This window comes from Thermus sp., assembly GCF_040290245.1.
Taxonomy (GTDB): domain Bacteria; phylum Deinococcota; class Deinococci; order Deinococcales; family Thermaceae; genus Thermus_A.
Genome location: NZ_PSMQ01000025.1, coordinates 1 through 23,098 on the forward strand (window position 1 = coordinate 1; position 23,098 = coordinate 23,098).

General features: G+C 63.7%; 20 protein-coding genes and 2 pseudogenes. 8 read left to right on the forward strand and 14 right to left on the reverse strand.

The genetic code is table 11. The annotated features are described in order from the left end of the window. A pseudogene (locus tag C4301_RS05110) lies at nt 1-268 on the reverse strand (RNA methyltransferase); the annotation flags it as partial. Nucleotides 269-290: 22 nt separating this feature from the next. Between C4301_RS05110 and C4301_RS05115 the strand changes: the two are divergent. Genes C4301_RS05115 through C4301_RS05140 form a run of 6 tightly spaced genes read left to right on the forward strand, consistent with a single transcriptional unit; the run spans nt 291 to nt 7,458 of the window. Beyond that, nucleotides 291-941: a response regulator transcription factor gene (locus C4301_RS05115; protein WP_352414029.1), complete on the forward strand. Its 651-nt coding sequence runs from the start codon at nt 291-293 to the stop codon at nt 939-941. Continuing rightward, nucleotides 934-1,926 (forward strand): M20/M25/M40 family metallo-hydrolase, encoded by a 993-nt coding sequence (locus C4301_RS05120; protein WP_352414030.1) that lies wholly within the window; start codon nt 934-936, stop codon nt 1,924-1,926. The genes C4301_RS05115 and C4301_RS05120 overlap by 8 nt, the downstream gene beginning before the upstream one ends. 5 nt (nt 1,927-1,931) lie before the next feature. Then, a complete protein-coding gene (locus C4301_RS05125; RefSeq protein ID WP_352414031.1) occupies nt 1,932-2,765 on the forward strand; it encodes a hypothetical protein in 834 nt (277 codons plus the stop codon). Between the two features lie 10 nt (nt 2,766-2,775). Further along, complete coding sequence (locus C4301_RS05130) at nt 2,776-4,503, forward strand: ABC transporter ATP-binding protein (RefSeq protein ID WP_352414032.1); 1,728 nt, start codon at nt 2,776-2,778, stop codon at nt 4,501-4,503. Continuing rightward, entirely contained in the window at nt 4,503-6,302 is a 1,800-nt protein-coding gene (locus tag C4301_RS05135; RefSeq protein ID WP_352414033.1) for an ABC transporter ATP-binding protein, read from the forward strand. The genes C4301_RS05130 and C4301_RS05135 overlap by 1 nt, the downstream gene beginning before the upstream one ends. Then, nucleotides 6,280-7,458: a bifunctional folylpolyglutamate synthase/dihydrofolate synthase gene (locus C4301_RS05140; protein ID WP_352414034.1), complete on the forward strand. Its 1,179-nt coding sequence runs from the start codon at nt 6,280-6,282 to the stop codon at nt 7,456-7,458. The genes C4301_RS05135 and C4301_RS05140 overlap by 23 nt, the downstream gene beginning before the upstream one ends. On the opposite strand, the gene C4301_RS05145 is transcribed toward C4301_RS05140, so the two are convergent. The 10 genes from C4301_RS05145 to glnA form a co-directional block, all read right to left on the reverse strand. After that, on the reverse strand, nt 7,426-8,478 hold the full coding sequence (locus C4301_RS05145) for a protease complex subunit PrcB family protein (RefSeq protein WP_352414035.1): 1,053 nt from the start codon (nt 8,476-8,478) through the stop codon (nt 7,426-7,428). The genes C4301_RS05140 and C4301_RS05145 overlap by 33 nt on opposite strands. Before the next feature lie 46 nt (nt 8,479-8,524). Further along, nucleotides 8,525-9,376, reverse strand: coding sequence for an ABC transporter permease (locus tag C4301_RS05150; RefSeq protein ID WP_352414036.1), 852 nt, complete (start codon nt 9,374-9,376; stop codon nt 8,525-8,527). Between the two features lie 4 nt (nt 9,377-9,380). Further along, nucleotides 9,381-10,391: an ABC transporter permease gene (locus C4301_RS05155; RefSeq protein WP_352414037.1), complete on the reverse strand. Its 1,011-nt coding sequence runs from the start codon at nt 10,389-10,391 to the stop codon at nt 9,381-9,383. Between the two features lie 57 nt (nt 10,392-10,448). Beyond that, nucleotides 10,449-12,035: an ABC transporter substrate-binding protein gene (locus C4301_RS05160; RefSeq protein ID WP_352414038.1), complete on the reverse strand. Its 1,587-nt coding sequence runs from the start codon at nt 12,033-12,035 to the stop codon at nt 10,449-10,451. 50 nt (nt 12,036-12,085) lie between these two features. After that, on the reverse strand, nt 12,086-12,799 hold the full coding sequence (locus C4301_RS05165; RefSeq protein ID WP_352414039.1) for an ABC transporter ATP-binding protein: 714 nt from the start codon (nt 12,797-12,799) through the stop codon (nt 12,086-12,088). Beyond that, the gene (locus tag C4301_RS05170) at nt 12,796-13,575 is read right to left on the reverse strand and encodes an ABC transporter ATP-binding protein (RefSeq protein WP_352414040.1); all 780 of its coding nucleotides are present in this window, start codon (nt 13,573-13,575) and stop codon (nt 12,796-12,798) included. The genes C4301_RS05165 and C4301_RS05170 overlap by 4 nt, the downstream gene beginning before the upstream one ends. Beyond that, nucleotides 13,572-14,906 (reverse strand): branched-chain amino acid ABC transporter permease, encoded by a 1,335-nt coding sequence (locus tag C4301_RS05175; RefSeq protein ID WP_352414041.1) that lies wholly within the window; start codon nt 14,904-14,906, stop codon nt 13,572-13,574. The genes C4301_RS05170 and C4301_RS05175 overlap by 4 nt, the downstream gene beginning before the upstream one ends. Beyond that, on the reverse strand, nt 14,903-15,865 hold the full coding sequence (locus tag C4301_RS05180; RefSeq protein WP_352414042.1) for a branched-chain amino acid ABC transporter permease: 963 nt from the start codon (nt 15,863-15,865) through the stop codon (nt 14,903-14,905). The genes C4301_RS05175 and C4301_RS05180 overlap by 4 nt, the downstream gene beginning before the upstream one ends. 69 nt (nt 15,866-15,934) lie before the next feature. Beyond that, nucleotides 15,935-17,098, reverse strand: a complete 1,164-nt coding sequence (locus C4301_RS05185; protein WP_352414043.1) for a branched-chain amino acid ABC transporter substrate-binding protein — start codon at nt 17,096-17,098, stop codon at nt 15,935-15,937. Nucleotides 17,099-17,239: 141 nt separating this feature from the next. Then, on the reverse strand, nt 17,240-18,580 hold the full coding sequence (gene glnA, locus C4301_RS05190; protein WP_352414044.1) for a type I glutamate--ammonia ligase: 1,341 nt from the start codon (nt 18,578-18,580) through the stop codon (nt 17,240-17,242). Between the two features lie 200 nt (nt 18,581-18,780). On the opposite strand from glnA, the gene C4301_RS05195 reads away from it, so the two are divergent. Then, complete coding sequence (locus C4301_RS05195) at nt 18,781-20,439, forward strand: bifunctional metallophosphatase/5'-nucleotidase (protein WP_352414045.1); 1,659 nt, start codon at nt 18,781-18,783, stop codon at nt 20,437-20,439. Nucleotides 20,440-20,448: 9 nt separating this feature from the next. Here C4301_RS05195 and C4301_RS05200 read toward each other — a convergent pair whose 3' ends face one another. From C4301_RS05200 to C4301_RS05210, 3 genes are read right to left on the reverse strand one after another with little or no spacing between them, the layout of a single operon-like run. Further along, complete coding sequence (locus C4301_RS05200) at nt 20,449-20,886, reverse strand: MOSC domain-containing protein (protein WP_352414046.1); 438 nt, start codon at nt 20,884-20,886, stop codon at nt 20,449-20,451. Beyond that, on the reverse strand, nt 20,883-21,287 hold the full coding sequence (locus C4301_RS05205; RefSeq protein ID WP_352414047.1) for a sulfide dehydrogenase: 405 nt from the start codon (nt 21,285-21,287) through the stop codon (nt 20,883-20,885). Before C4301_RS05205 ends, C4301_RS05200 begins: the two co-directional genes overlap by 4 nt. A gap of 9 nt (nt 21,288-21,296) precedes the next feature. Beyond that, nucleotides 21,297-22,577, reverse strand: a complete 1,281-nt coding sequence (locus C4301_RS05210; protein WP_352414048.1) for a molybdopterin-dependent oxidoreductase — start codon at nt 22,575-22,577, stop codon at nt 21,297-21,299. Nucleotides 22,578-22,817: 240 nt separating this feature from the next. On the opposite strand from C4301_RS05210, the pseudogene C4301_RS05215 reads away from it, so the two are divergent. Next, a pseudogene (locus C4301_RS05215) lies at nt 22,818-23,098 on the forward strand (hypothetical protein); the annotation flags it as partial.

Sequence of the window (23,098 nt, forward strand, 5' to 3'; positions counted from 1 at the left end):
GAGGCGGGCGATCCGCTCCAGGCTCTCCCGGACAAACCCCTCCTTGAGGGGAAGCTGGGCCTCATAGACCAGGGGCAGGTCCGCGGAAGGGGGAAGGGGATGGCGGTGGCGGAGGGGGCTGGGGTTTAGCACCTCCACTTCTTCCAAAAACCAGGCCCCTCTTTTCCGCACCGGCCTACCCCGTACCCTTTCCCCCAAATATGGCCCCCTCCTCCGAGCGGGCCAGGCCAAGCCCTGTGGGAACCAGCTTCTCCACCAAAACCTCCATCCCTCCACTGTACAATGGGAAGGTGATTCGCATCCTGCTCGCGGATGACCACGCCCTCTTCCGGCAGGGGCTTAAGAGCCTTTTGGAGGCGGAAGGGGATTTCAAGGTCATAGGGGAGGCCAAGGACGGCCGGGAGGCCCTTCGCCACGCCCTCGAGGCCAGGCCGGACGTGATCCTCATGGATATCCAGATGCCAAGCCTAGACGGAGTGCAGGCCACGCAGGAGATCCTCAAGGAGTGGCCTCAGGCTAAAGTCATCATCCTTACCATGTACCGCCAGGATGCCTACGTTTTTGAGGCGGTGAAGGCGGGGGCCCGGGGGTATCTACTTAAGGACACGGACGCCAAGACCCTCATCGAGGCCATCCGTCGGGTGGCCGCGGGGGAGGTGCTTTTGGATGCGGAGCTCGCGGGCCAGATTATCCAGGACTTCAAGGCCAAAAGGGAAGAGGCCCCCGGGCTACACGCGGAGCTTTCCGAGCGGGAGATCCAGATCCTCCGCCTGGTGGCCCAAGGGTACACCAACCTGGAGATTGCCGCGGAGCTTTCCCTTTCCGAGAAGACGGTGCGGAACCGCCTCTCCGAGATCTTCCAGAAGCTTCACCTGAACAACCGAACCCAGGCCGCCCTCTACGCCATCCGGGAAGGCCTGGCCGAGCCCCCGGATGACTGACCCCCTGGCCCATCTTCTGGCCCTAGCGGGCCTCGTGGGGGAGGAGGCCCGGGGGGCGTATGTTCTGGGCCAGCTCCCAGGGGGCAGGCGGGATACCTTGGGCAACGTCTGGGCTGGGGAAGGTCAAATCCTCCTTCTGGCCCATCTGGACACGGTTCTGCCTCCGGTGCCGCCCAGGCGCCTGGGCGGACGGCTTTACGGGCCAGGGGTGGGGGATAACTCCAGCGGGGTGGCGGTCCTCCTCTCTTTGCCCGCCTTGCCCGGGGTGGTCCGGGCCTTCACCGTAGGGGAGGAGGGGCTGGGGAACCTCCGGGGGGCGAGGGCTTTGGTGGAGGCCTTGAGGCCCAAGGTGGTGGTGGCGGTGGACGGGTACCTGCCCATGGTGGTGGACCGGGCCCTGGGCTCGGTCCGGTTCCGGGTGGCCTTCCTGGGCCCCGGGGGGCATGCCTGGGGGGAGCGGGGACGGCCGAACCCGGTTTTAGCCTTGGCGGAGGCGGTGGCGGAGGCCTACCGGATCCATCTCTCCCCGGTGGAGGCCAGCCTGAACGTGGGCCGCCTGGAAGGGGGGGAGGCGGTCAACGCCATACCCCGCCGGGCGGAGGCCCTACTGGAGGTCCGCTCCACCGACCCAAGGGAGCTTTCCCGTCTCGAGGAGGCCCTTACGGCGCTCTTCCACGAGAAGGCCAGGGCGCACCGGCTCGAGGTGGAGCTGGAGGTTCTGGGCCGGAGGCCTGCGGGGAAGACCGCCACTTCGGTCCTTTTAGAGGCGGCCCGGCGGGGGCTTGGGGCCGTGGGGGAGAGGCCCCTTTTCGTCTGCGGCTCCACCGATGCCTCCGCCGGCGTGGAAAAGGGTCTGCCCGCCTTAGGCTTCGGGGTCTACCGGGGGGGTGAGGCCCACACCCCAAGGGAGTGGGTGGAGGCAAAGAGCCTCTACCTGGGCCAAAAAGCCCTCCTGGCCTTTTTAGAGGCCCTTGGCGTAGGATAAGGCGTATGCGCATCGGCGTCGTCGAAGGCTTTCTCTCCCGCCGGTATCTGGGCTTCTGGGAAGCGTTTTTGAGGGAACTGGGGGTGGAGGTCCTGAAGGCCCAGCGCCAAACCCTCCCCTTGCCCTTCTGCCGCCCGGTCCAGGAGCTCCTCTTCCAGGTGGAGGCCCTCAAGGCAAAGGGGGTGGACTACCTGCTTTTGCCTGACCTCCAAGGCGGGGTGGAGAGCGAAAAGGGTGGGGGGCAGTGCCCCTGGCTTATCGACCTAGAGGCGGCCCTTTTGCGGTACTTTCCAGGTCCGCCTCCCGTCTTGAAGGTCCCCGCGGACCTTTCCCAGGCCCTGGGCCGGGCGGCGGAGATCGGCCAGTTCCTCACCCAAAACCCCATGCTGGCCCACCGGGCCCTGGATCGGACCCGTCGGCTCCTCACCCCCCCGGAGCCCCTCAGAAATCCCCCAGGCCCAGGGCCCGTAGGGGTGGTGGCCCAGCCCTACCTGGTGGAGGACCCCGCCTTCCGGAAGGAGGTGGCGGAGGCCTTCGCGCCGCACGGCCTCACCCCTTACTTCGCCGACCTCCCCCCGGAAAAGCTGAGGGCGGAGGGGGCCAAGCTGGGGCTAGGGGTGGTGTTGCCCACGGACCTCGAGCTCCTGGGCCAGAGCCACTACCTGGACCGTCTGGGCAGGGTCAAGGCCCTGGCCTACATCTCCTCGTACACCTGCCCCCCTATTCCCGGTCTTATGAGAAAGGCCGCCCGAAGGGCGCACAAGCCCCGGGTCTTCCTCACCCTGGGGGAGGAGTGGGGCGAGGCCTTGGCCGCCCTCCGCCAGGCGGTTTTGGAGTAGACTGGAGCTTATGACCGACCGGTCAGTCCTCATCCGGCTCTGGCCCTACCTGCGCCCCTATCTTCTTCGGTACCTGGGCGGGGTGGGGCTGGGGCTTCTCTCCATCGGGTTTGCCCTCCTTTCCCCCTATTTTCTCCGCCAGGCCATCGATGCGCTGCAGAAGAAGGAGGGGTACGCCCTCTACGCTATTCTCATGGTGATCGCCGCAGGGGCGGGGGCGGTCTTCAACTGGGGGATGCGCCGCCTGGCGGTGGTGGCGAGCCGGAGGGTGGAGTATGACCTTAGGAAAGACCTTCTCCACCACCTCCTCGAGTTGGATCTTCTCTTCTATCAAAAGACCCGGGTGGGAGACCTGATGAACCGCCTGAACACCGACCTTTCGGCGGTGCGGGAGATGGTGGGCCCGGGGATCATGATGGGGAGCCGGCTTACCTTCATGGTGGGGCTGGCGTTTTTGTCCATGTTTTTGGTTAACCTCCGCCTGGCCCTGGTCCTTTCCCTTATCCTCCCGATGATCTTCTTGGTCATGGCCTACCTCCTACGGCTTGTGGACCGCCGCTACCGGGAAAGCCAGGAGGTCTTCGACCAGGTGAGCACCCTGGCCCAGGAGGCTTTTTCCGGCATTCGGGTGGTCAAGGGGTACGCCCTGGAGAAGAAGATGCTGGAACGCTTTCAGGCCCTGAACCGCGCCTATATCCAGAAGAGCCTGGCCCTGGCCCGGGTGGAGGGGCCCATGCAGGCCCTTCTGGGGTTTTTGATGGGCTTCGCCTTCCTGGTGGTGCTTTGGCTGGGCGGCGGACTGGTCATCCAAGGCCAGCTCAGCGTGGGGGAGCTGGTTCAGTTCAACGCGTACCTGGCCCAGCTCACCTGGCCCATTTTGGGGCTGGGGTGGGTGCTCTCCATGTACCAGAGGGGCCTTACCAGCGCCCGCCGCCTTTTCGAACTCTTGGACACCGTGCCCCGGGTTCAAAGCCCTTCGAACCCCAAGGAAGCCGCCTTGGAGGGGGGGGTGCGGTTCGAAGGGGTCTCCCTTACCTTGGAAGGCCGGACCCTTTTGAAGGACCTTACCCTGACCGTGCCGCCGGGGATGACCCTGGGCATCACCGGGAGGACGGGGGCGGGGAAGAGCCTTATGCTCAGCCTTATTCCCAGGCTTTTGGACCCCACGAAGGGCCGGGTCCTTTTGGATGGGGTGGATGTGCGGGCGCTTTCCCTGGCCGAACTCCGGAAGGCGGTGGGGGTGGTGCCCCAGGAGCCCTTCTTGTTCAGCGAGAGCCTTGCGGAGAACATCGCCTTTGGTCTGGAACGGGTGGAGATGGACCGGGTGGTGGAGGCGGCCCGGCTGGCGGGGATCCATGAGGAGATCCAGCGCTTCCCCAATGGGTACGAAACCCTTCTTGGGGAACGGGGGGTAACCCTTTCCGGAGGGCAGCGCCAACGGGTGGCTTTGGCCCGGGCCCTGGCCAAGCGGCCTAAGGTGCTTATCCTAGACGATGCCTTAAGCGCGGTGGACACGGAGACGGAGGCCCGCATCCTCCAGGGCCTTAAGACGGTTCTGGGCCGGCAGACCACCCTTCTGATCTCCCACCGCACCGCCACCTTGAGGCATGCGGACTGGATTATCGTTTTAGAGGACGGCCAGATCGTCGAGGAGGGAACCCATGAAAGCCTCCTCGAGGCTGGAGGCCTCTACGCCGAGCTGGACCGCATCCAGCATTTAAAGGAGGAGGTGGAGTGATGGAGGAGGAGGCCTTCAAGAAGTCCTTCGACCTCCGCCTCGTGCGGCGGATCCTTGTCTACGTCTACCCTTACCGCCTCCAGGTGGGCCTGGCCCTGTTGGCCCTTTTGGTCTCCACCCTGACCGCCTCCGCCACCCCCCTCTTTTTCAAGTGGGCGATCGATGGGGCCCTTCTGCCCCGGGAGGCCAGGCCCCTCCTCGAGCGGTACCACCTCCTTCTTCTGGTGAGCCTGGGGTTTGTGGCGGTCCGGGCTTTGAACTTCGCCGCGGTCTACGCCCAGGCCTACCTCATCAACTGGGTGGGACAGCATGTGCTTTTTGACCTTAGGAGCGAGATCTTCGCCAAGCTCATGCGCCTGCACCTGGGGTTTTTCGACCGGAACCCCGTGGGCCGGCTCATGACCCGCATCACCTCGGACGTGGACGCCATCAACCAGTTCATCACCGGGGGGTTGGTGGGGCTCATCGCGGACTTCTTCCTTCTGTTCGGGCTTCTGGGCTTTATGCTGGCCTTGAGTCCAAGCCTTACCCTGGTGGCCCTCCTCATCACCCCCATCCTGATCCTGACCACCCTTTGGGTGCGAAACGGCATGCGGGAGGCTTACCGGACGATGCGCCTCCGCCTGGCCCGGGTGAACGCCGCCCTTCAGGAGAACCTGGCCGGGGCCTCCACCATTCAGCTTTTCGTCAAGGAACGGGAGCGGGAGGAGAAGTTTGACCGCTTGGCCCGGGACCTCCTGATGGCCTGGGTGGAGATCGTCCGCTGGTTCGCCCTCTTCTTCCCCCTGGTGGGGTTTTTGAGCGAGCTTGCGGTGGCCTCGGTCCTTTACTTTGGGGGCGGCCGGGTGATCCAGGGGGCGGTGAGCCTGGGGCTTCTCGTGGCCTTTGTAGACTACGTGCGGCAGTTCTTCCAACCGCTTCAGGACCTTTCGGACAAGTTTAACCTCTTCCAGGGGGCCATGGCCTCGAGCGAGCGCATCTTTGCCCTCTTGGATGCGGAGGAGGAGATTCACGACGCTCCACAGGCCCGGCGGGTGGAGCGGCTTAAGGGGGAGATCCGGTTTGTGGACGTCTGGTTCGCCTACACCCCCAAGGGCGTAAGGCCCGGGGAAAAGGACTGGGTCTTGAAGGGGGTCTCCTTTCACATCCGCCCCGGGGAGAAGGTGGCCCTGGTAGGGGCCACGGGGGCGGGGAAGTCCAGCGTGGTCAGCCTCATCACCCGGTTTTACGACCCTCAGGAGGGCCAGATCCTTTTGGATGGCCTAGATGCCCGGTCCTACCGCCAGGAGGACCTGAGGCGGTGCGTGGGGATCGTCCTCCAGGAGCCCTTTTTGTTCTCGGGCACCGTTTTGGACAACCTGCGCCTTTTTGATGAGTCCATTCCGGAGGAGAAGGTGGTGGAGGTCGCCCAGTTCGTGGGCGCGCACGAGTTTATCCTCCGCCTTCCCCAGGGGTACAAGACCCCCCTCGGGGAGCGGGGGGCTGGGCTTTCCACCGGGGAGAAGCAACTTCTGGCCCTGGCCCGGGCCCTTCTGGCCAACCCGGATATCCTCCTCATTCTGGATGAGGCCACGGCCAACGTGGATGCCGAGACGGAGGCCCGGATCCAAGAGGCCTTGAAGCGGGTGATGGAAGGGCGGACCTCGGTGGTCATCGCGCACCGGCTGGCCACCATCCGGTTTGTAGACCGGGTTTTGGTCTTCCGCAAGGGGGAGCTGGTGGAGGAGGGGAGGCACGAGGAGCTCTTGAAAAAGGGAGGGTACTACGCTAAGCTGTATGCGCTCCAGTACGCCCGGTGAGTCCGAAAGGGCACTGGCCTGGCTCTTTGCCCAAAGGCGCCAGGGCCCGAGGGGGCTTTCCCGGGTGCGGGCCCTCCTTTCCCGGCTGGGCCAGCCGGAGGCGGATTTCCTTGCCATCCACGTTCTGGGAACCAACGGCAAGGGGAGCGTGGTGGCCTACCTCGAGGCGGCCTTCCGGAGCTCGGGGATGCCCTTTGGGGCCTACACCAGCCCCCACCTTCTGGACTTCCGGGAGCGGATCCGCACCCATATGGGATGGATTCCCATGGAGGAGGTGGTGGCCTTTGTGGACTGGGCTAGGGGCCAGACCTTCCCGGAACCCCCGGCCTTCTTTGACCTGGCCACCGCCTTGGCCTTCGCTCACTTCCGAAAAGCGGGGGTGCTTCTGGCCGCAGTGGAGGCCGGGGTGGGAGGGGGGCTGGACGCTACGAATGCCCTGGCCCGTGTGGCGGTCACCGTTTTGACGAACGTGGGGGAGGACCACCTGGAGGCCCTGGGGGGCAGCCTGGAGAGCGTGGCCTGGGAGAAGGCCAGCGCCTTTCGAAAGGGGGTTCCTGTGGTCACGGGGGCCCGGGGGGTGGGGTTGGAGGTGGCCCGGAAGGTGGCGGCGGAAAAGGGCTCTCCCCTTTATGTCCTAGACCCAGAGGACCCCCTGTTCGCCCTCCCCGCCCCGCCCCGCTTAAAGGGGGCCTTCCAGGAGGAGAACGCCCGGCTGGCCGCGGCTGCCCTCAGGCTCCTCGGCTTTTCCGAAGAGGCCATCGCCCAGGGGGTGCAGGGGGCCCGCCACCCGGGCCGGATGCAGGAGGTCCCGTACCAGGGGGTGCGCCTTCTTCTGGACGGGGCCCACAACCCTCCGGCGGCCCAGGCCCTGGCCCGGGAGCTTCCCGCCTACCACCTCCTCTTCGGGGCTTTCCCGCGCAAGGATGTGAAAGGGGTCTTGGGCCACCTCCTGCCCAAGGCGCGAAGCGTCCGTTACACCCGGGCGGGGGAGGGGGCCTTAGGAAGGGAGCTTGGGGAGCCCTTTTTCGAGGAACCCGAGGAGGCTTTGGGCCACGCGGTGGAGGCGGCCAAAAAAGATGGGCTTCCCGTCTTGGCCACGGGAAGCCTTTACCTGGTGGGGTCGCTACTCGCTGTCCTCGGCCAGGACCCGGCCTAACTGGTCAGTGAAGACCACCTTACGGACGCGCTCGAGCTCCAAGACCACGTAGGGGCTGGTAAGGACCTGGGTCACGATGGCCCCAGGGAGAGGGGTGGTGAGGCTCAGGACCACCCGGGCGGTATCCCCCACCCGGCTCACCCCCACCACCTCCAGGCCATACCCCCCTGTGGGCTTAACCCCCCAGAAGAAGAAGGCCACCGCCCGGCTCCGGAAATCCACCTGGGGGGCAGGGGGGCGGGGGATGCGGCCCGCCACCACCAGGTTCCACCCTTCCGCAAAGCGGTTCGGGCCCAGGGCCAGGAGGGCCTTGGGGGTCTGCTCGTTGTACCCGCTCATCTGCCCCTTATCCAAGACGCGGTAGCTGGGGCTTGGGGGGGGAAGGAAGATCTCCACCCCTATACCGTACTGCACGCCCAGGGCCTGGGCCCGGTAGGAAAGGGGGGTGGGCTTCAGGGGAAGGGGTTTCAAGACGGGTTCTTTGAGCTCATAGACCACCACCTGCCTTCCTCCCCGCCGGGCCAGGACCTCCCTCAGGAGGACCTGAGTCTCCCGGTCGAGGAGCTGGGCAAAACTGGGGGTGGTGTAGGTGCCGGGCTGTGGGAGGACCGCTTCTTGGCCCCTGGCCAGGTTCTCCGCCAGCTTGATCCAGCCTGCCCCGTCATACAGCCATACGCTAGCCAGATCGGTTCTGGCCCGAACCAAAAGCCGTCCCCCGAAGGCACCCCGGACCGTCTCCCCCACGGGGGCCAGGGCGGGGCCTGTTTCGCGGTAAAGGGGAAGGCCGTTCACGAAAAGGGCCCCCGGAACCGCCCAGAGGCTTTCCCCCCTGGGTTCTGTAAGCTGCAGGGTCTTTTCCCCGAGCTGGACCTCCCGCGGTTCCCCGTAGAAGTAGGTCCAGCGCTCCGTGGCCTCGGGGAAGAGGAGCTGGGCTTCCCCCACCCGGTATCCCCCTTCCAGGGTGACCTCACACCCCAGAAGAAGGAGGCTGAAAAGGGGCCAAAGCATCCGCCGCCGCATACGCCCATCATACTTGCCAAAGAGAGCGCAGGTCTTTACTTTTTCTTCAGGTTGTTGCCCGGGGGTCCAGGGCATCCCGAAGACCATCCCCTAGAAGGTTGAAGGCCAGAACCGTAAGCATGATGAAGAGGCCGGGGAAAACCATCGTCCAAGGGGCGTTCATCGCGTAGCCCCCCTTGAAGCTGTCCGCGATCATCGCCCCCCACTCGGGGGCGGGGGGCTGGGCCCCCAGGCCAAGGAAGCCCAAGGCGGCGGCCTCCAAAGTGGCGGTTCCTATGGACAAGGTGGCCTGGACGACCAGGGGGGGCAGGGTACCGGGAAGGATGTGGCGGAACAGGATCCGGCTGGAAGAGGCCCCGAGGGCCTCCGCCGCTTGGACGAAGTCCAGCTCCCTCAGGAAGAGGACCATGGACCGCGCCAGGCGGATGTAGACGGGGATCTGGACCACCCCGATGGCCAGCATGGCGTTTTGGAGGCTGGGGCCGAAGATGGCTACGATGGCGATGGCGAGCAGGGTTCCAGGGAAGGCCAGGAGGATGTCCGTGAGCCAGCCGATAAGCACCTCCACATACCCCCGGTAGAAGCCAGCCAGAAGGCCCAGGAGGGTTCCCACGCCAAGCCCCAAGCCCACGGAAAGGAGGCCCACCTGGAGGCTGATGCGGCTTCCGTGCAGGGTTCGGATGAAGACGTCCCGGCCCAGGTTGTCGGTTCCAAAGGGGTGCTCGAGGCTGGGTGGCTTCAGGCGGTTCAGGTAGTCACGGTCCGTAGAGGGGTCATAGGGCTTTAGGAAGGGGATGAGGAGGGCCAGCCAGACGACGAAAAAGGTGAGGAGAAGCCCCACCCGTCCAGAGCGGGACTTGAAAAAGCGGCGCAGGGCCTGTCGAAAGGGGGTCTCCATGGTCTCACCTGTACTGGATGCGCGGGTCCAAAAGCGCGTAGGAGAGGTCCACCAGGAGGTTGATGAGGACAAAGGCCAGGGCCACCACCAGGACCCCGGACTGGACCACGGGGTAGTCCCGGTTAAGGATACCCTCGTAGATGTACGAGCCGATGCCAGGCCAGGAGAAGATGGTCTCGGTAAGGATGGCCCCGCCCAGAAGGGTTCCGAACTGGAGGCCCACCACGGTTACCACTGGGAGGAGGGCGTTTTTAAAGGCATGCTTGAGGATTACCCGCCGCTCGGCGAGGCCTTTGGCCCGGGCGGTGCGCACGTAGTCCTGGGACAGGACCTCGAGCATGGCGCTCCGGGTGATGCGGGCCAGGATGGCCAGGGGGATCGTCCCCAGGGTTAGGGCGGGCAGGATGAGGTGGGCGAGGACGTCGGCCAAAAGGCGGAGATCTCCCCTTAAAAGCGCGTCTAAGGCGTAAAAGCCTGTGATCGGTTGGAAGCCGATGCCGGCCTCGGTGGAAAGCCGCCCGCCCGTGGGCAGCCAGTGGAGGTGGACGGCGAAGAGATAGACCAAAAGGAGGCCCAGCCAAAAGACCGGCATGGAGACCCCCATCAAAGAGAAGCCCATAGAGAGGTTGTCCCAAAGGGTGTTTTTCCGGATGGCCGCGAGAATCCCTGCCGGGATGCCGAGAAGGACCGCCACCAGGATGGCGCTTAAGGATAGTTCAAACGTGGCGGGCCAGCGCCGCTTGAGCTCCTCGCCTACCGGGATGGTGGAGACCGCGCTCACCCCCAGGTCGCCCGTGAGGACCCGGTGGACGAAGGCGAGGTACTGTTCGGGAAGGGGGCGGTTCAGCCCCAGCTTTTCCCTTAAGGCTTCCACCTGCTCAGGGGTTCCCCGTTCGCCCAAAATGGCCACCGCCGGATCCCCGGGAATGAGCTTTAAAAACATGAAGACCAGAAGGGTGATGCCAAAGAGCACGGGAAAAAGGCCAAAGAGTCTTCTGAGAAAGTAGCTCCACATTTTGATCTTCAGGAAAACCCCCGGCCTGGGGGTTGCCCAGGCCGGGGCCAGGAGGGGTTAGCGCTTCACGATCTCCTCAAAGGACTCGGAGCCTAAAGGCGAGGGCACCCAGCCCGAAAGGTTCTTCCGTTTGGCGAGGAGGGGCTGGGAGTGGACGATGGGTACGCGCAGCGCGAGCTCAAAAGTCAGCTCATCCGCCTGCTGGTAGATCCTCTTCCGCTCCTCCGGGTTGGAGGTGGTGGCCCCCTTGACCAGGAGGGCGTTCAGCTCCTTGATCTCCAAGGGCTTACCACTGGGGTCAAACAGGTCGGCGATGGGGCTTGCGAAGTGGGGGTCGTAGAAGTTCTGGGGATCGCCGTAGTCCCCAGTCCAGCCCAGCATGTAGGCCTGGAAGCCGGGGGCCTTCTTCCGGTCCGCGAGGTACGTGGCCCAGTCCTTGGTCTGGAGCTTCACCCGGATGCCAAGGGTGGAGAGGTCCGCGGCCATGGCCTCGGCGATCTCCTTGGGGGTTGGGAAGTAGGGCCTCGAGACCGGCATGTACCAGAGCTCCAGGTCAAACCCATTTGGGTAACCCGCTTCGGCCAAGAGCTGCTTGGCCTTCTGGGGATTGTACTCGTAGTCCGTGACCTTGGGGGACTGGTAGGCCTTCATGGAAGGGGGGGTGAAGTGGCCATCCGTCACGCCCAGCTTCCCCCAGAAGGCCTGGACGATGGCCTTCTTGTTGAGGGCCATGGCGATGGCTCGGCGCACCCGGGCGTCCGACAGGGGCTTGTGGCTGGGGTTGAGGGCCAGGTACCCCACGTTGAAGGAGGGCCGGAAAACCGCGTTCAGGTTAGGGTCGGACTCGATGTCCTTGAGGTTGGCGGGCGGGATATCGGTGGTGAAGTCAATCGTGCCCGCCTTCAAAGCCGCCAGCCGGGCTGCGGGGTCCTTGATGATCTTGAAGACCACCCGCTCCGTCTTGGGGTAGCCCTTCTTCCAGTAGTAGGGGTTTTTCTCCAAAACGATCTGGTCCCCAGGCCTCCACTCCACAAGCCGGTAAGGCCCGGTGCCCACAGCGCTGCCCGTAGGGGAGCCGTACCTGGCTCCGTCCTTCTTGATGGCCGCGGGGCTTGCGATGCCGAAATACCCCGAGCCGATGGCTGCCGGGAAGGCGGGGAAGGGCTGGGAGAGGACAAAGCGGAGGGTGTACTTGTCCACCACCTGGATCTCCTTGAGGATGGAGCCAGGGTCGCCCTTGAACCCACCGAAGAGCTCAGGCCAGATCTCATACCGGGCGGCGGCGTCTATGCGGGTGGGGTTTTTGGGGTCCCACCAGCGCTCGATGTTGAACTTCACCGCCTCCGCGTCCAGGTCGGTGCCGTCTTGGAACTTCACCCCTTGGCGCAGACGGAAGGTCCAGACCTTTCCGTCCGGGGAAGCAAACCAGCTTACCGCGAGCCCGGCCATCGGCTCCGTCGTCCCCGGTTTGAAATCCACCAAGGTGTCGTAAATCTGCCGCTGGACGTAGATGGAGATGCCGTCCGTGATGTTGCCGGGCTCGAGGCTCACGGGTTCCCCGTTGTGGCCGAAGACCAGGGCCTTTTGCCCTAGGCCGAGCCCCAAAGCGCCTACCGTCAAGATGCCGATGAGAAGCTGTTTCATACGGTCTCCTTTCTGGGGTTAGCCCCCTTGGACGTACAGAGTATACTACGTCACGCCTCCCCCAGATACGCCTTCTGCACCTCTGGGTTTTGCGCCAACTCCCGGGCCGGACCGGAGAGCGTGACCTCCCCCGTGGCCAAAACGTACCCCCGGTGGGCGATCTGAAGGGCCAGGCGGGCGTTTTGCTCCACCAGGAGGATGGTCTTCCCCTCCCGGTTCAGGTTCTGGATGGTCTCAAAGATGAAGTCCACCAGCACCGGGGCCAGGCCCATGGAGGGTTCGTCCATCAGGAGGATGCGGGGGTCCTGCATCAGGGCCCGGCCGATGGCCAACATCTGCTGCTCGCCCCCGGAGAGGGTTCCCCCCTTCTGGTTTCGCCTTTCATAAAGCCGGGGGAAGAGGGCGAAGACCCTTTCCTTGCGCTCCTTAATCACCCTGGGGTCCTTCTCCAGATAGGCTCCGATCTCGAGGTTCTCCTCCACGGTAAGCCGGGGAAAGACCCGCCTTCCCTCAGGGACGTGTCCGATGCCCAGGGCCACGATCTCGTGGGCGGGGAGGCGGTGGATGGGCTTGTCTAGGAAAAGGACCTCCCCGGAGCGTGGCCGGACTAGGCCGCTGATGGTGCGCAAGGTGGTGCTCTTCCCGGCCCCATTGGCCCCAATGAGGGTCACGATCTCCCCCTCCTCCACGGTGAGGGAAATGCCCTTTAGGGCGTGGATGTGGCCGTAGTAGGTGTGGATGTTCTTGAGCTCGAGCACCCTCATGCGGCCCCCCCTGCTGCGCCCTTGCCCAGATAGGCCTCGATGACCCGGGGGTTTTTGCGCACCTCCTCGGGGCTTCCCTCGGCGATCTTGGCCCCATACTCCAAAACAGCGATCCGGTCGGAGAGGGTCATGACCATCCGCATGTCGTGTTCGATGAGGACCACCGTCAGGCCCAGATCGGCCCTGAGCCTTAGGATCATGGCCTTGAGCTCCTCCGTCTCCTGGGGGTTCATCCCCGCTGCAGGCTCGTCCAGAAGGAGGAGGCGGGGCTTAAGGGCCAAAGCCCGGGCGATCTCCAACCGCCTTTGCTCCCCATAGGGGAGGTTCTTGGCCAACTCCCCCGCCCGTTTTTCCAGGCCCAGGTACGCCAAAAGGGCCAGGGCCTCTCCCTTGGCCCTTCGCTCCTCCCTTTGCGCTAGGGGGGTGCGGAAAAGGGCATGGAAGTAGGGGACCCGGGTGTGGATGTGATGCCCCACCAGGACGTTTTCCAAAACCGTCATTCCCCCGAAGAGGCGGATGTTTTGGAAGGTGCGGCCAATGCCCTGCTGGGCCACCTTGTCCGGGGAGAACCCCGTGATATCCTTGCCAAAAAGGAGAACCCTTCCCTCGTCCGGGGTGTAGATTCCGGTCAGCAGGTTGAATAGGGTGGTCTTGCCCGCCCCGTTGGGCCCGATGATGGAGAAGATCTCCCCTTGGTTGACGCTCAAGGAGACGTTGTTCACCGCCACCAGACCGCCGAAGCGCTTGGTGGCGTTTTGGACCTCGAGGGCCTTCATGCCTCCTCCCGCTCGGCCAGGTGCCGTTTTTCCGGGATGAGCCCCTCCGGCCGGAAGATCATCATTAAGACCAGGATAATGCCGAAGACGAGGCGTTCGTACTTCGCCGGGTCCACCTGGGAAGGTAGGGTGGGGAAAGCGGTGCGCATGTACTCCGAAAGCGTCTTGAGCACGTCCAGGTTCAAGATCGTCACCGCCGCCGCACCCAGGATAGCCCCCGGGATGGACCCCATCCCTCCCAGGATGACCATGGCCAAAATGCTGATGGAGGCGAGGAGGGTGAAGGACTCAGGGGAGACGAAGGTGCGTTGAGCGGCAAAGACCACGCCCATCGTTCCTGAGAAGGCGGCCCCGGTCATAAAGGCCAGAAGCTTGGTGGGCAGGAGGGGGATTCCCATGGCCCGGGCCGCGGTCTCGTCCTCCCGGATGGCCACCCAGGCCCGGCCGAAGCGGGAGTTCGCCAGGTTGACGTTGATGTAGACGGTCAGGCCGATCAGGAGGAGGACCAGGAGGTAGAAGAAGAGCTGGTAGTCCGTGGTCCGGTCCAGCCCTACCCCCAGGCCTTGCATGAGCGTGCGGAACCCGTCGATGGGGGGGCGGGTCACCGGGGTGATGCCCTGAGGGCCGTTGGTGATGTTCACCGGGTGGTCCAGGTTGTTGGCCAGGATCCGCACCACCTCCCCCAGGCCCAAGGTCACGATGGCCAGGTAGTCCCCCCGGAGCCTCAGGGCAGGGAGGCCAATGAGGAGGCCGGTGATGGCGGTGGTGACGATGGCGACCGGCATGAAAAGGTAGAAGTACTCTCCTGGGAGAGGAAAGTTCCCCTGGAGGAAGTTCTTGGCTTGTGCTGAGCCGAAGATGGCCCAGGTGTAGGCCCCTACGGCGAAGAAGGCGGCGTACCCCAGATCCAAAAGGCCCGCCATCCCCACCACCACGTTGAGGCCCAAGGCCATGGCCGCGTAGATGCCCATCTGGATCCCCAGTTCAAAGATGAAGGTATTGGCAAACCCGGCCATGGGCACGGCCAGGAGGAGGATGGCCCCCCCTAAACCCACCTGGAAGGCCCGGGGGATGGGCAGGGTGATGGTGGCGGTGAGGACACCGACCAGGCCGATCAGCCCCACCGTGTTTCCGCTTTTCACCAGGCCCAGGGTAAAGGCCAGGGTGAGGAGGGCGAGGAGGAGGCTCCGCCCCTTGGGGGGAAGGGGGGTGAAGGCGGCAAGGGCTAGGACCAAGACGCCGAACAAAGCGGAGGCCGTGCCGGGGAAGGCCACGTTCAGAAGGAGGGCGGCCAGGCTGAGGAAGTAGGCGGAAAAGGCTGGCACCTTCATACTTTCTCCCGTACGATCTGGCCCAGAAGCCCCTGGGGCCGGAAGAGGAGGATGAAGATGAGGATGAGGAAGGCCACTACGTCCTTGTACTCGGTTCCGAAGTTGTTGTTGGTCAGGAGGGGGAGGTATGTGCCAAAGAAGTTTTCCAGCTGCCCCAGGACCAGCCCGCCCACCATGGCCCCGGGGAGGTTGCCGATCCCACCCAAGACCGCGGCGGTGAAGGCCTTGATGCCGGGCAGAAAGCCCACATAGGGGGTCACGGTGGTGTACTGCAAGGCGAAGAGGACCCCCGCCACCCCACCCAAAGAGCCGCCGATCAGGAAGGTGCGGGAGATGATTTGATCGGGGTTGATGCCCATCAGGCTCGAGGTGGGGATGTCCTGGGCAACCGCCCGGATGGCCATGCCCAGTTTGGTGCGGTTCACCAGGTAGGTCAGGCCCCAGAGCATCGCGACCGAGACCAGGATGAGAATCACGCTCTTGGTTTGGATGAAGATCCCAAGGAGTTGAAAGGAGCCCTCGAGGTTCTCGACAGTCCGCATCCGGAGGAAAAACTCGTTGTGCCAGAGCCCCTCGATGAGGCGCACCAGGTCCTGGAGGATGAAGGAAACCCCGATGGCGGTAACCAGAGGCACCAGGCGGTTAGTGGTCCCCCGCTTGCGCAAAGGCCGGTAGGCGAAGCGCTCCACCAGGACCGCGGTTCCGCCCGCGATGGCCCCGCCCATCCCCAGGGCGATGAGGAGGAGCAAGAACCCGTTTGGGACCGCCGGGGCCAGAAGGCGGAAGACCTCTACTCCCACCACGGCCCCGATCATGAAGATTTCCGAGTGGGCGAAGTTGATGAGCTCCAAAACGCCGTAGACCATGGTGTACCCCAAGGCCACCATGGCGTAGACAAAACCCAGGAGGAAGCCGTCAAAAATGACCTGGGGAAGGATGGATAGAATCTGTTCCAGCACCTGGCCCCCCTTCTTCCGGACGATGCGGGGTGGCGTGCGCCACCCCGCATCCGAGGGGCTATGCCCCGTCTAGGGGGCCGCCACCTCGATGACCCGGATCAGCTTGTTGTCCGCCCAGTTGCCCGTGCCCGCCACTTGGAGGACGAAGTATTTTGCCTTTTTGATGTCGCCCTTAGAGTTGAACTCGATGGTGCCGGTCAAGCCTTCCAGCTTGGTCTTGGCCACCATCTCGGTCACCTGGTCCCGGGTGGGCTTCTTGCCGCCCGCTGCCTTGATGGCGTTCTCGATGGCGGTGATGATCACGTTCGCCGAGTCGTAGGCGTAGACCCCGAAACCCTCCATGTCTTTGCCGTACTTTTGCTTAAAGCGCTGGACCACCGCCTTGGCCTTGGGGAAGGCGGAAACGGGACCGGCCACGCTGGTGTAGAAGGTGCCCTTGGCGGCCTGCGAGCCCGCCAGCCGTTCAAACTCGCTGGAGTCCAGGCCATCGCCGCCCATGAGCCGGGTGTACAAGCCCCTTTCCCGAAGCTGCTTCACGAAGGGGCCGATCTGGCTGTAAATGCCCCCGAAGTAGATGAGTTGGGGGGCGGGACGGGCACTCCGGATCTGGTTGATGAGGGGAACAAAGTTGGAGGTTTCCTCCGTGCCCACAAAGGCCACCACCTTGCCGCCCAGGGCTTCAAACCGCTTTTTGAACTCCTCGGCAAGCCCCTGGCCGTAGGCGGTCTTGTCGTGGATGACAAAGACGTTCCGCACCCGGAGGTTCTGGAAGGCGTACTCTGCCCCCGCAGGCCCCTGGACATCGTCCCGGCCGCAGATGCGGAAGACGTTCTTCAAGCCCCGCTCTGTGACCCTGGGGTTGGTGTTGGCGGGAGAGACCATGACCAGGTTCACCCGCGCGTAGACCTCACTGGAGGGGATGGCCACGCCGGAGTTCAGGTGGCCCACCACGCCTAGGATATCGGGGTCGTTGATGATGCGGTTGGCGTTGCCTACCCCGATGTCCGGGTTGGCCTGGTCGTCATAGGGGACGAGTTGGAGGTCAAAGCCCAGGGCCTTGAACCGGGCCTTGGCCTCTTCCACCGCGAGCTCCGCCCCGAGCTTGATCTGTTCCCCCAGCCCGGCCTGGGGCCCTGAGAGGGGGGACTGGGTCGCGATTTTGATGACGTTCGCCTGGCCCAGGGCCATTCCCAAGGCGGCCACACCTGCTGCCAAAACGCCGAGTCTCCTCATATCTACCTCCTGAAGCCCAAACGTTGCGGCCCCATTCTAAAGGCAGGGGGGGGTGGTTTGTCAATGCCTCCCCCTGTGAGGTTTATGCACACCCCGGCAGGATCATCCTGCCGGGGCGGGTCAGGCCTCCGGGGAACGGGGTTAGTAGGTGGCCAGGTACCGGTCCAGCTCCCACTGGTGTACAGTAACCCGGTACTCGTCCCACTCTATCTGCTTGGCTTGGACAAAGTGGGTGTAGACGTGGTCGCCCAGGGCCTCCTGGATGACCTTGTCCTTGCGCAGGGCCTCCAGGGCTTCCCTCAGGGTACCGGGAAGCTCCCGGATCTTGTGTTTGCGCCTTTCCCGCACGGTCATCTTGTAGATGTTGCGCTGGATGGGTGGAGGCGGGAGAAGGCCCTTTTCAATCCCGTCTAAACCTGCAGCCAGCATCACCGCCAGGGCCAGGTAGGGGTTGGCCGAAGGGTCCGGCATGCGGAGCTCGGCCCGGGTGCCCACGCCCCGGCGGGCAGGGATGCGGATCATGGCGGATCGGTTGGAGGCGCTCCAGGCGATGTTCGTGGGAGCCTCGTATCCGGGGGTGAGGCGCTTGTAGGAGTTCACCAAGGGGTTGGTGATGGCCACCATCCCGTCCGCGTGCTCCAGAAGACCGGCGATGAAGTGAAGGGCGGTTTTGGAGAGCTGGTGCTCGGCCTTGGGGTCAAAGAAGGCGTTCTCCCCCTTTTTGAAAAGGGAGAGGTGGGTGTGCATCCCGCTTCCGTTGATGCCCGCGATGGGTTTGGGCATAAAGGTGGCGTGTAGGCCGTGGTTTAAAGCCACCCGTTTGACCACCCATTTGAAGGTGGAGAGGTTGTCGGCGGTCCGGAGGGCATCGGCATATTTAAAATCGATCTCGTGTTGGCCTGGTGCCACCTCGTGGTGGTCCGCTTCGATTTCGAACCCCATGGCCACCAGGACATTCACCATATCCCGCCGGGCTTCCTCGCCCTTGTCCAGGGGAGCGAGGTCAAAGTAGCCGGCCTTGTCGTGGGTTTCCACGGTGGGTAGGCCATCGGGAGACCTGAGGAAGAGGAAAAACTCAGCCTCTGGACCTGCGTACATGTTGTCAAAGCCAAGCTTTTTGAGCCGCTCCACCTGCCGCTTCAGGACGTAGCGGGGATCGCCTTCGAAGGGCCGGCCGTCGGGGTAGGCCACGTCGCAGATGAGCCGGGCCACCCGGCCCCGGCTGGGGTCCTCGAGGGCATCGGGGAGGATGGCGAAGGTATTGTAGTCGGGCTTGAGGAGCATATCCGACTCCTCGATCCGGGTAAAGCCCTCGATGGAGGAGCCGTCGAACATGATCTCCCCGTCCAGCGCCTTTTCAAACTGGGACTCGGGGACCTCCACGTTCTTGACCACCCCCAGGATGTCGATGATCTGAAGGCGCAAAAACTTAACATTTTTTGCCTTAAGCTCTTTTAAAATCTCGGCCTTCGTGTATTCCATTCTTTCCCCTCCTTCTGGCCGAGAAGGCCTTTTGCCCCCCGGTCTGCGGAGAAGTGTACCGCCTTATCTTGCTAAATGTCAAGCTTGTCTTAAACATAAAGCCATTTTCTGCCGAACACTATGCCAAAGCGGGGTATGAATTTTTCTTTGACCCCTGGCCTGATGCAAGATGGGGTATAGTGCCCAAAGGAGGGTAGATCATGTGGAAAAGGCGGGAGGTTTTGAAGGGGGGCCTGGCCGTGGGCATGGGCCTTTTGGGGTTTTCGCGGGCCCAAGGGGCCTTCACTTTGACCCTGGTCCACACCAACGACACCCATGCCCACCTCGAGCCTGTGGAGCTCACCCTCTCGGGTAAAAGGACGCGGGTGGGGGGAGTGGCCCAGCGCATCGCCTTGTTTGACCGACTCCGGGCCAAGGCCAAAAACCCCCTCTTTTTGGACGCGGGGGATGTGTTTCAGGGCACCTTGTACTTCAACCAGTACCGGGGCCTGGCAGACCGGTACTTCATGCACCGGGCCCTTTACCGGGTGATGGCTTTGGGCAACCACGAGTTTGACCTGGGGCCGAGGCCATTATCGGAGTTTTTGCAAGGCGCGCGGTTTAAGGTGGTCTCTGCCAACACCGACGTTTCCCAGGAGCCAGCCCTAAAGGGCCTTGTCCTTCCCCACACCGTGCTCTGGGTAGGTGGGGAGAAGGTGGGCGTTATCGGCCTGACCACTCCGGACACGGCGATCATCGCCAACCCCGGACCCACGGTGCGGTTTCTCGACCCCTATGAGGCGGCGCAGAAGGCCGTGTACGAGCTTCTCGCCCGGGGCATCAGGAAGATCCTCGTCCTTTCCCACCTGGGCTATGGGGAGGACCTGAAGCTCGCCCGCAGGCTCGTGGGGGTTCAGGTCATCGTGGGCGGCCACTCCCACACCCTCCTTGGGAGCTTCCCGCACAAGGAGCTTTCGCCTGTGGGTCCTTATCCCACGGTCGTCAAAAACCCCGAGGGGAAGGACGTCCTGGTGCTCCAGGCCTGGGAATGGGGAAAGGTGGTGGGGGTCCTGGAGGTCCAGTTTAGCCCCCTGGGGGAGGTTCTCGCCTACAAGGGGGAGGCCCTCCTGATGACCCCTGAGGTGGCGCCGGAGGATGCCCTGGCCAAGGAGGCCCTAAAGACCCTCGCCCTTCCCGTTCAGGCCCTTTTCCAACAGGTTATCGCCCGGGCCAAGGTGGACCTGGTGGGGGAGCGGGCCATCGTGAGGCGCCGGGAGAGCAACCTGGGCAACCTGATCGCGGATGGAATGGTCTGGAAGACCAAGCCGGCGGGGGTTCAGATCGCTTTGCAAAACGGAGGGGGCATCCGGGCCAGCATCCCCGCTGGACCCATCACCATAGGAAAGGTGTACGAGGTTCTGCCCTTTGGGAACACCCTGGTGGTCATGGACCTCAAAGGTCGGGAGATCCTGGCGGCCTTGGAGAATGGGGTCTCCCAGTGGGAGCAAGGGGCGGGCCGGTTCCTTCAGGTCTCAGGGCTCCGCTACGCCTTTGACCTGGCAAAGCCCGCAGGAAGCCGCGTGGTGCGGGTGGAGGTGAAGGGGGAGAAGGGGTTTGGGCCCTTGGACCTCGAGGCCACCTACCGGGTGGTGGTAAACAGCTTCATCGCTGCTGGGGGGGACGGGTTTGAGGTGCTTAAAAACGCCCAAGGGTACCGGGTGGACACGGGCTTTTCCGACGCGGAAAGCTTTATGGACTACCTCAAGGCCCTGGGCGAGGTGGAATCCAAGGCGGAAGGCCGGATTGAGGTTCTAAACGAGCCAAAGACGGAGCGTCCTGCCTACTGGGCTTTTGGGACGCTCCGCCTTGTGGGGGTTTGAAGGGCGTATCTAGACGTTGACCAGAATCTCTACAGGGTCCCCCACCTGGACCACGCCCCCCTCGAGCACCCGGGCGTAGACCCCCCGTCCGCCGTAGAGGAGTTTGGGAAGGCGAAGGTCAAACTGGGAGAGGCTTTTACACACCGTGCAGACCTGGGCCAGCTCCAAAAGCGCTTCTCCCACCCGAAGCCGGCTCCCTATGGGAAGTTCATGGGGGTCTAAGTCCAGGAGGAGATTCTCCCCTAGGGCCCCATAGGGCAACTCTATCCCCGCCTTTCGGGCCTTCTCGTAGGCGGAAAGCCCGGCCACCAGGACCGCCCGGTCCGGGTCCTTGCCCGCGTGCCGGTCCCCCAAGGCTCCGAAGCCCGCTACCAGGGTCAAGGCCTCCACCTGGGGCTTGGGCAGGCCTTCGCCTTGCCCCAGGTGGAGGGAGAGGATACGGCTCATTGCTTCCGGGTCTGGACGGAATAGTAGGCCTGGAGGTAGGCCAGGATCTGCTTGACAGCGTCTTCGGGGATCTGAGCCCCGTAGGTCTTGATCATCTTGTTCACCGTGGGGGCCCAGTCCTTGAGCGGAGGCTGCATTGTGATGTACGTTACGCTGTGGCAGACGCTGCAGTACCCCATAACCAGCTCTTTCCCAGGGCCGTCCGCCAGCTCCGCGGTGTACAGGGGCCAGGCCCCCACCCGGTAGACCGTGCCTCCGCTTAGAGCGGCGGGCTTGGGCTGGAGGATCATCCCCAGGCCGCCCACGGTATAGCTGCCCGAGCTGACCACACCAGGAAGGCCCTGAGCGGCCACCAAGCCAATAAGGGCCAGAAGGACAAGGGCGTACGAGAACCGCTTCATGCTCCCTCCTTACTTTGCAGCCAGGACCACGACCTCCTGGCGCTCGATCTTGTTCCAAAGGTACCCGCCCGGGTTCCAAACAGGGGTGTCCGGCTGGACATTCCCCTTTTCGTCCGTGGCCCGGACCGCCAGCACATAGGTGCCCGGGGCTTTCGGTGTCCAGGTGTATTCGTAGGTGCGGAAGGAGTAAGGGCCGTAATACTCGCCCAGCGCGGCGATGCCCCAGGTCCTACCCCCGTCGGTGGAGACCTCCACCTTCACCACCCGGCCGTGCCCACTGAACGCGATGCCCCGGATCTTAGCGGGCAGCCCCGCCACCAGAGGGTAGGATCCGTCGGGGTCTATGATGAAGGACCGGACCGGCATGTTGACCTTCCCGATTGGGACGGTTTTTACCCTTCCTGCGGCCACGTCCTCGGGGGTGGTGGAACCGTTGGGGGTGTCGGGTATCCGGTAGGCGGTGGCCATCCAGAAGTTCTTGTCCTCTTCAGTAAGGGCCCGGATCCAGGTCACGTGCTTGAGCCAGTAGGTGGCGAACTTGCCAGGCACCACCAACCGGATGGGAAAGCCGTTCAGCATGGGCAGGGGTTCCCCGTTCATGAGGTAGGCCAGGATGGTTTCCTCGATCACGGGGTCATTGAGGTCTAAGGATTTCATAAATCTTCCCGAGCCCAGATTTTCCGGGCCCTTACCCCGATCCAGTCCTTCGAACTGGATCTGGACCGTGCCTGCCTTAACCCCTGCTTTTTTCAGGAGGTCCTTTAGGCGAACCCCGGTCCAGAGGGCGTTGCCCATGGCCCCATTGCCCCACTGTCCGCCGGTGACCCTGGGCTGGAAGCGGCTTCGGGAGTTTCCCGAGCACTGGTTGACGGCGGCGATGGAGACGGGCTCAAACTGGGTGAGGAGGTCCTGGAAGGAAAGCTCCATCGGCCGTTCGAAGTTGCCTTCCAGCTTGAGCCGCCAAGTGGCAAGGTCGATCTCGTTGGGGATCTCGTCCAGATGGTAGCGGACGTAAAAGGCCTCGTTGGGGGTAAAAGCGGTACGAAAGTATGACCTGGGGGTTTCCAGTTGAATGCCACGGTCGGTCAGGCGAAGCAGGGGAAGTTTTTGAGGATAGACCACGAAGGGGAGAACCCCGTTCCAGTAAGGGTTAGGCCCGGGCCCAGTGAAGGAGGGAAGGGCTTCCTCGGCCTGGGCTGAGGTCTGGGCCAGCCCCGGCCGGAAGACTGCTGCCGCGCCTACAGCACCTAAAAGCTTGAGGAGTGACCTACGATCCAAATGGTTTCGCATAACACCCTCCTTTCTCCTTTCAGAATTACTTTACCCAGGCTATGCATGTTTGTCAAACCATTTAGAATAAGTGAGTCCTTATTCTGGGGTCATGTAAAAAACTCGGTTGAGTAAGAGGGGAGCCCTTAGTCTGGTTCTGCCATGCTGCTTTGCCCCGAAGGGGCAAACACCGAGAAGCCGACTAAGGACTCCCCGAGCTCCATTGTACCCTGTCCCCAGTGCGGAGCCACCCGTGTTGCTTTGCGAAGCAAACACCGAGAGGAGAGCGGGGGCTACCGCAGACGCAAGCTGCGCACCTTTCGGGGCATCCAGGAAGTCAGAGTCAAACGGATCCGCTGCGCCCAATACGGGCGCCAGAAACGAGCTTTCTACCCGGTTGCTTCCCGAAGGGAACACCGGGCTGCTTCCCGAAGGGAACACCGGGCTGCTTCCCGAAGGGAACACCGGGAGGACTGCTCTAGAAGCCGCTGGTACGCGATCTCCATCCAGGAGCACTTCCTCATCCTCGCGCGCAAGCGCGC

Excerpts from the sequence above, each read along its gene's own strand:
- C4301_RS05120 (WP_352414030.1), top strand. The coding sequence starts at position 934 with ATGACTGACCCCCTGGCCCATCTTCTGGCCCTAGCGGGCCTCGTGGGG.
- C4301_RS05125 (WP_352414031.1), top strand. The coding sequence starts at position 1,932 with ATGCGCATCGGCGTCGTCGAAGGCTTTCTCTCCCGCCGGTATCTGGGC.
- C4301_RS05130 (WP_352414032.1), top strand. The coding sequence starts at position 2,776 with ATGACCGACCGGTCAGTCCTCATCCGGCTCTGGCCCTACCTGCGCCCC.
- C4301_RS05135 (WP_352414033.1), top strand. The coding sequence starts at position 4,503 with ATGGAGGAGGAGGCCTTCAAGAAGTCCTTCGACCTCCGCCTCGTGCGG.
- C4301_RS05140 (WP_352414034.1), top strand. The coding sequence starts at position 6,280 with ATGCGCTCCAGTACGCCCGGTGAGTCCGAAAGGGCACTGGCCTGGCTC.
- C4301_RS05145 (WP_352414035.1), bottom strand. The coding sequence starts at position 8,478 with ATGCGGCGGCGGATGCTTTGGCCCCTTTTCAGCCTCCTTCTTCTGGGG.
- C4301_RS05150 (WP_352414036.1), bottom strand. The coding sequence starts at position 9,376 with ATGGAGACCCCCTTTCGACAGGCCCTGCGCCGCTTTTTCAAGTCCCGC.
- C4301_RS05155 (WP_352414037.1), bottom strand. The coding sequence starts at position 10,391 with ATGTGGAGCTACTTTCTCAGAAGACTCTTTGGCCTTTTTCCCGTGCTC.
- C4301_RS05160 (WP_352414038.1), bottom strand. The coding sequence starts at position 12,035 with ATGAAACAGCTTCTCATCGGCATCTTGACGGTAGGCGCTTTGGGGCTC.
- C4301_RS05165 (WP_352414039.1), bottom strand. The coding sequence starts at position 12,799 with ATGAGGGTGCTCGAGCTCAAGAACATCCACACCTACTACGGCCACATC.
- C4301_RS05170 (WP_352414040.1), bottom strand. The coding sequence starts at position 13,575 with ATGAAGGCCCTCGAGGTCCAAAACGCCACCAAGCGCTTCGGCGGTCTG.
- C4301_RS05175 (WP_352414041.1), bottom strand. The coding sequence starts at position 14,906 with ATGAAGGTGCCAGCCTTTTCCGCCTACTTCCTCAGCCTGGCCGCCCTC.
- C4301_RS05185 (WP_352414043.1), bottom strand. The coding sequence starts at position 17,098 with ATGAGGAGACTCGGCGTTTTGGCAGCAGGTGTGGCCGCCTTGGGAATG.
- glnA (WP_352414044.1), bottom strand. The coding sequence starts at position 18,580 with ATGGAATACACGAAGGCCGAGATTTTAAAAGAGCTTAAGGCAAAAAAT.
- C4301_RS05195 (WP_352414045.1), top strand. The coding sequence starts at position 18,781 with ATGTGGAAAAGGCGGGAGGTTTTGAAGGGGGGCCTGGCCGTGGGCATG.
- C4301_RS05200 (WP_352414046.1), bottom strand. The coding sequence starts at position 20,886 with ATGAGCCGTATCCTCTCCCTCCACCTGGGGCAAGGCGAAGGCCTGCCC.
- C4301_RS05205 (WP_352414047.1), bottom strand. The coding sequence starts at position 21,287 with ATGAAGCGGTTCTCGTACGCCCTTGTCCTTCTGGCCCTTATTGGCTTG.
- C4301_RS05210 (WP_352414048.1), bottom strand. The coding sequence starts at position 22,577 with ATGCGAAACCATTTGGATCGTAGGTCACTCCTCAAGCTTTTAGGTGCT.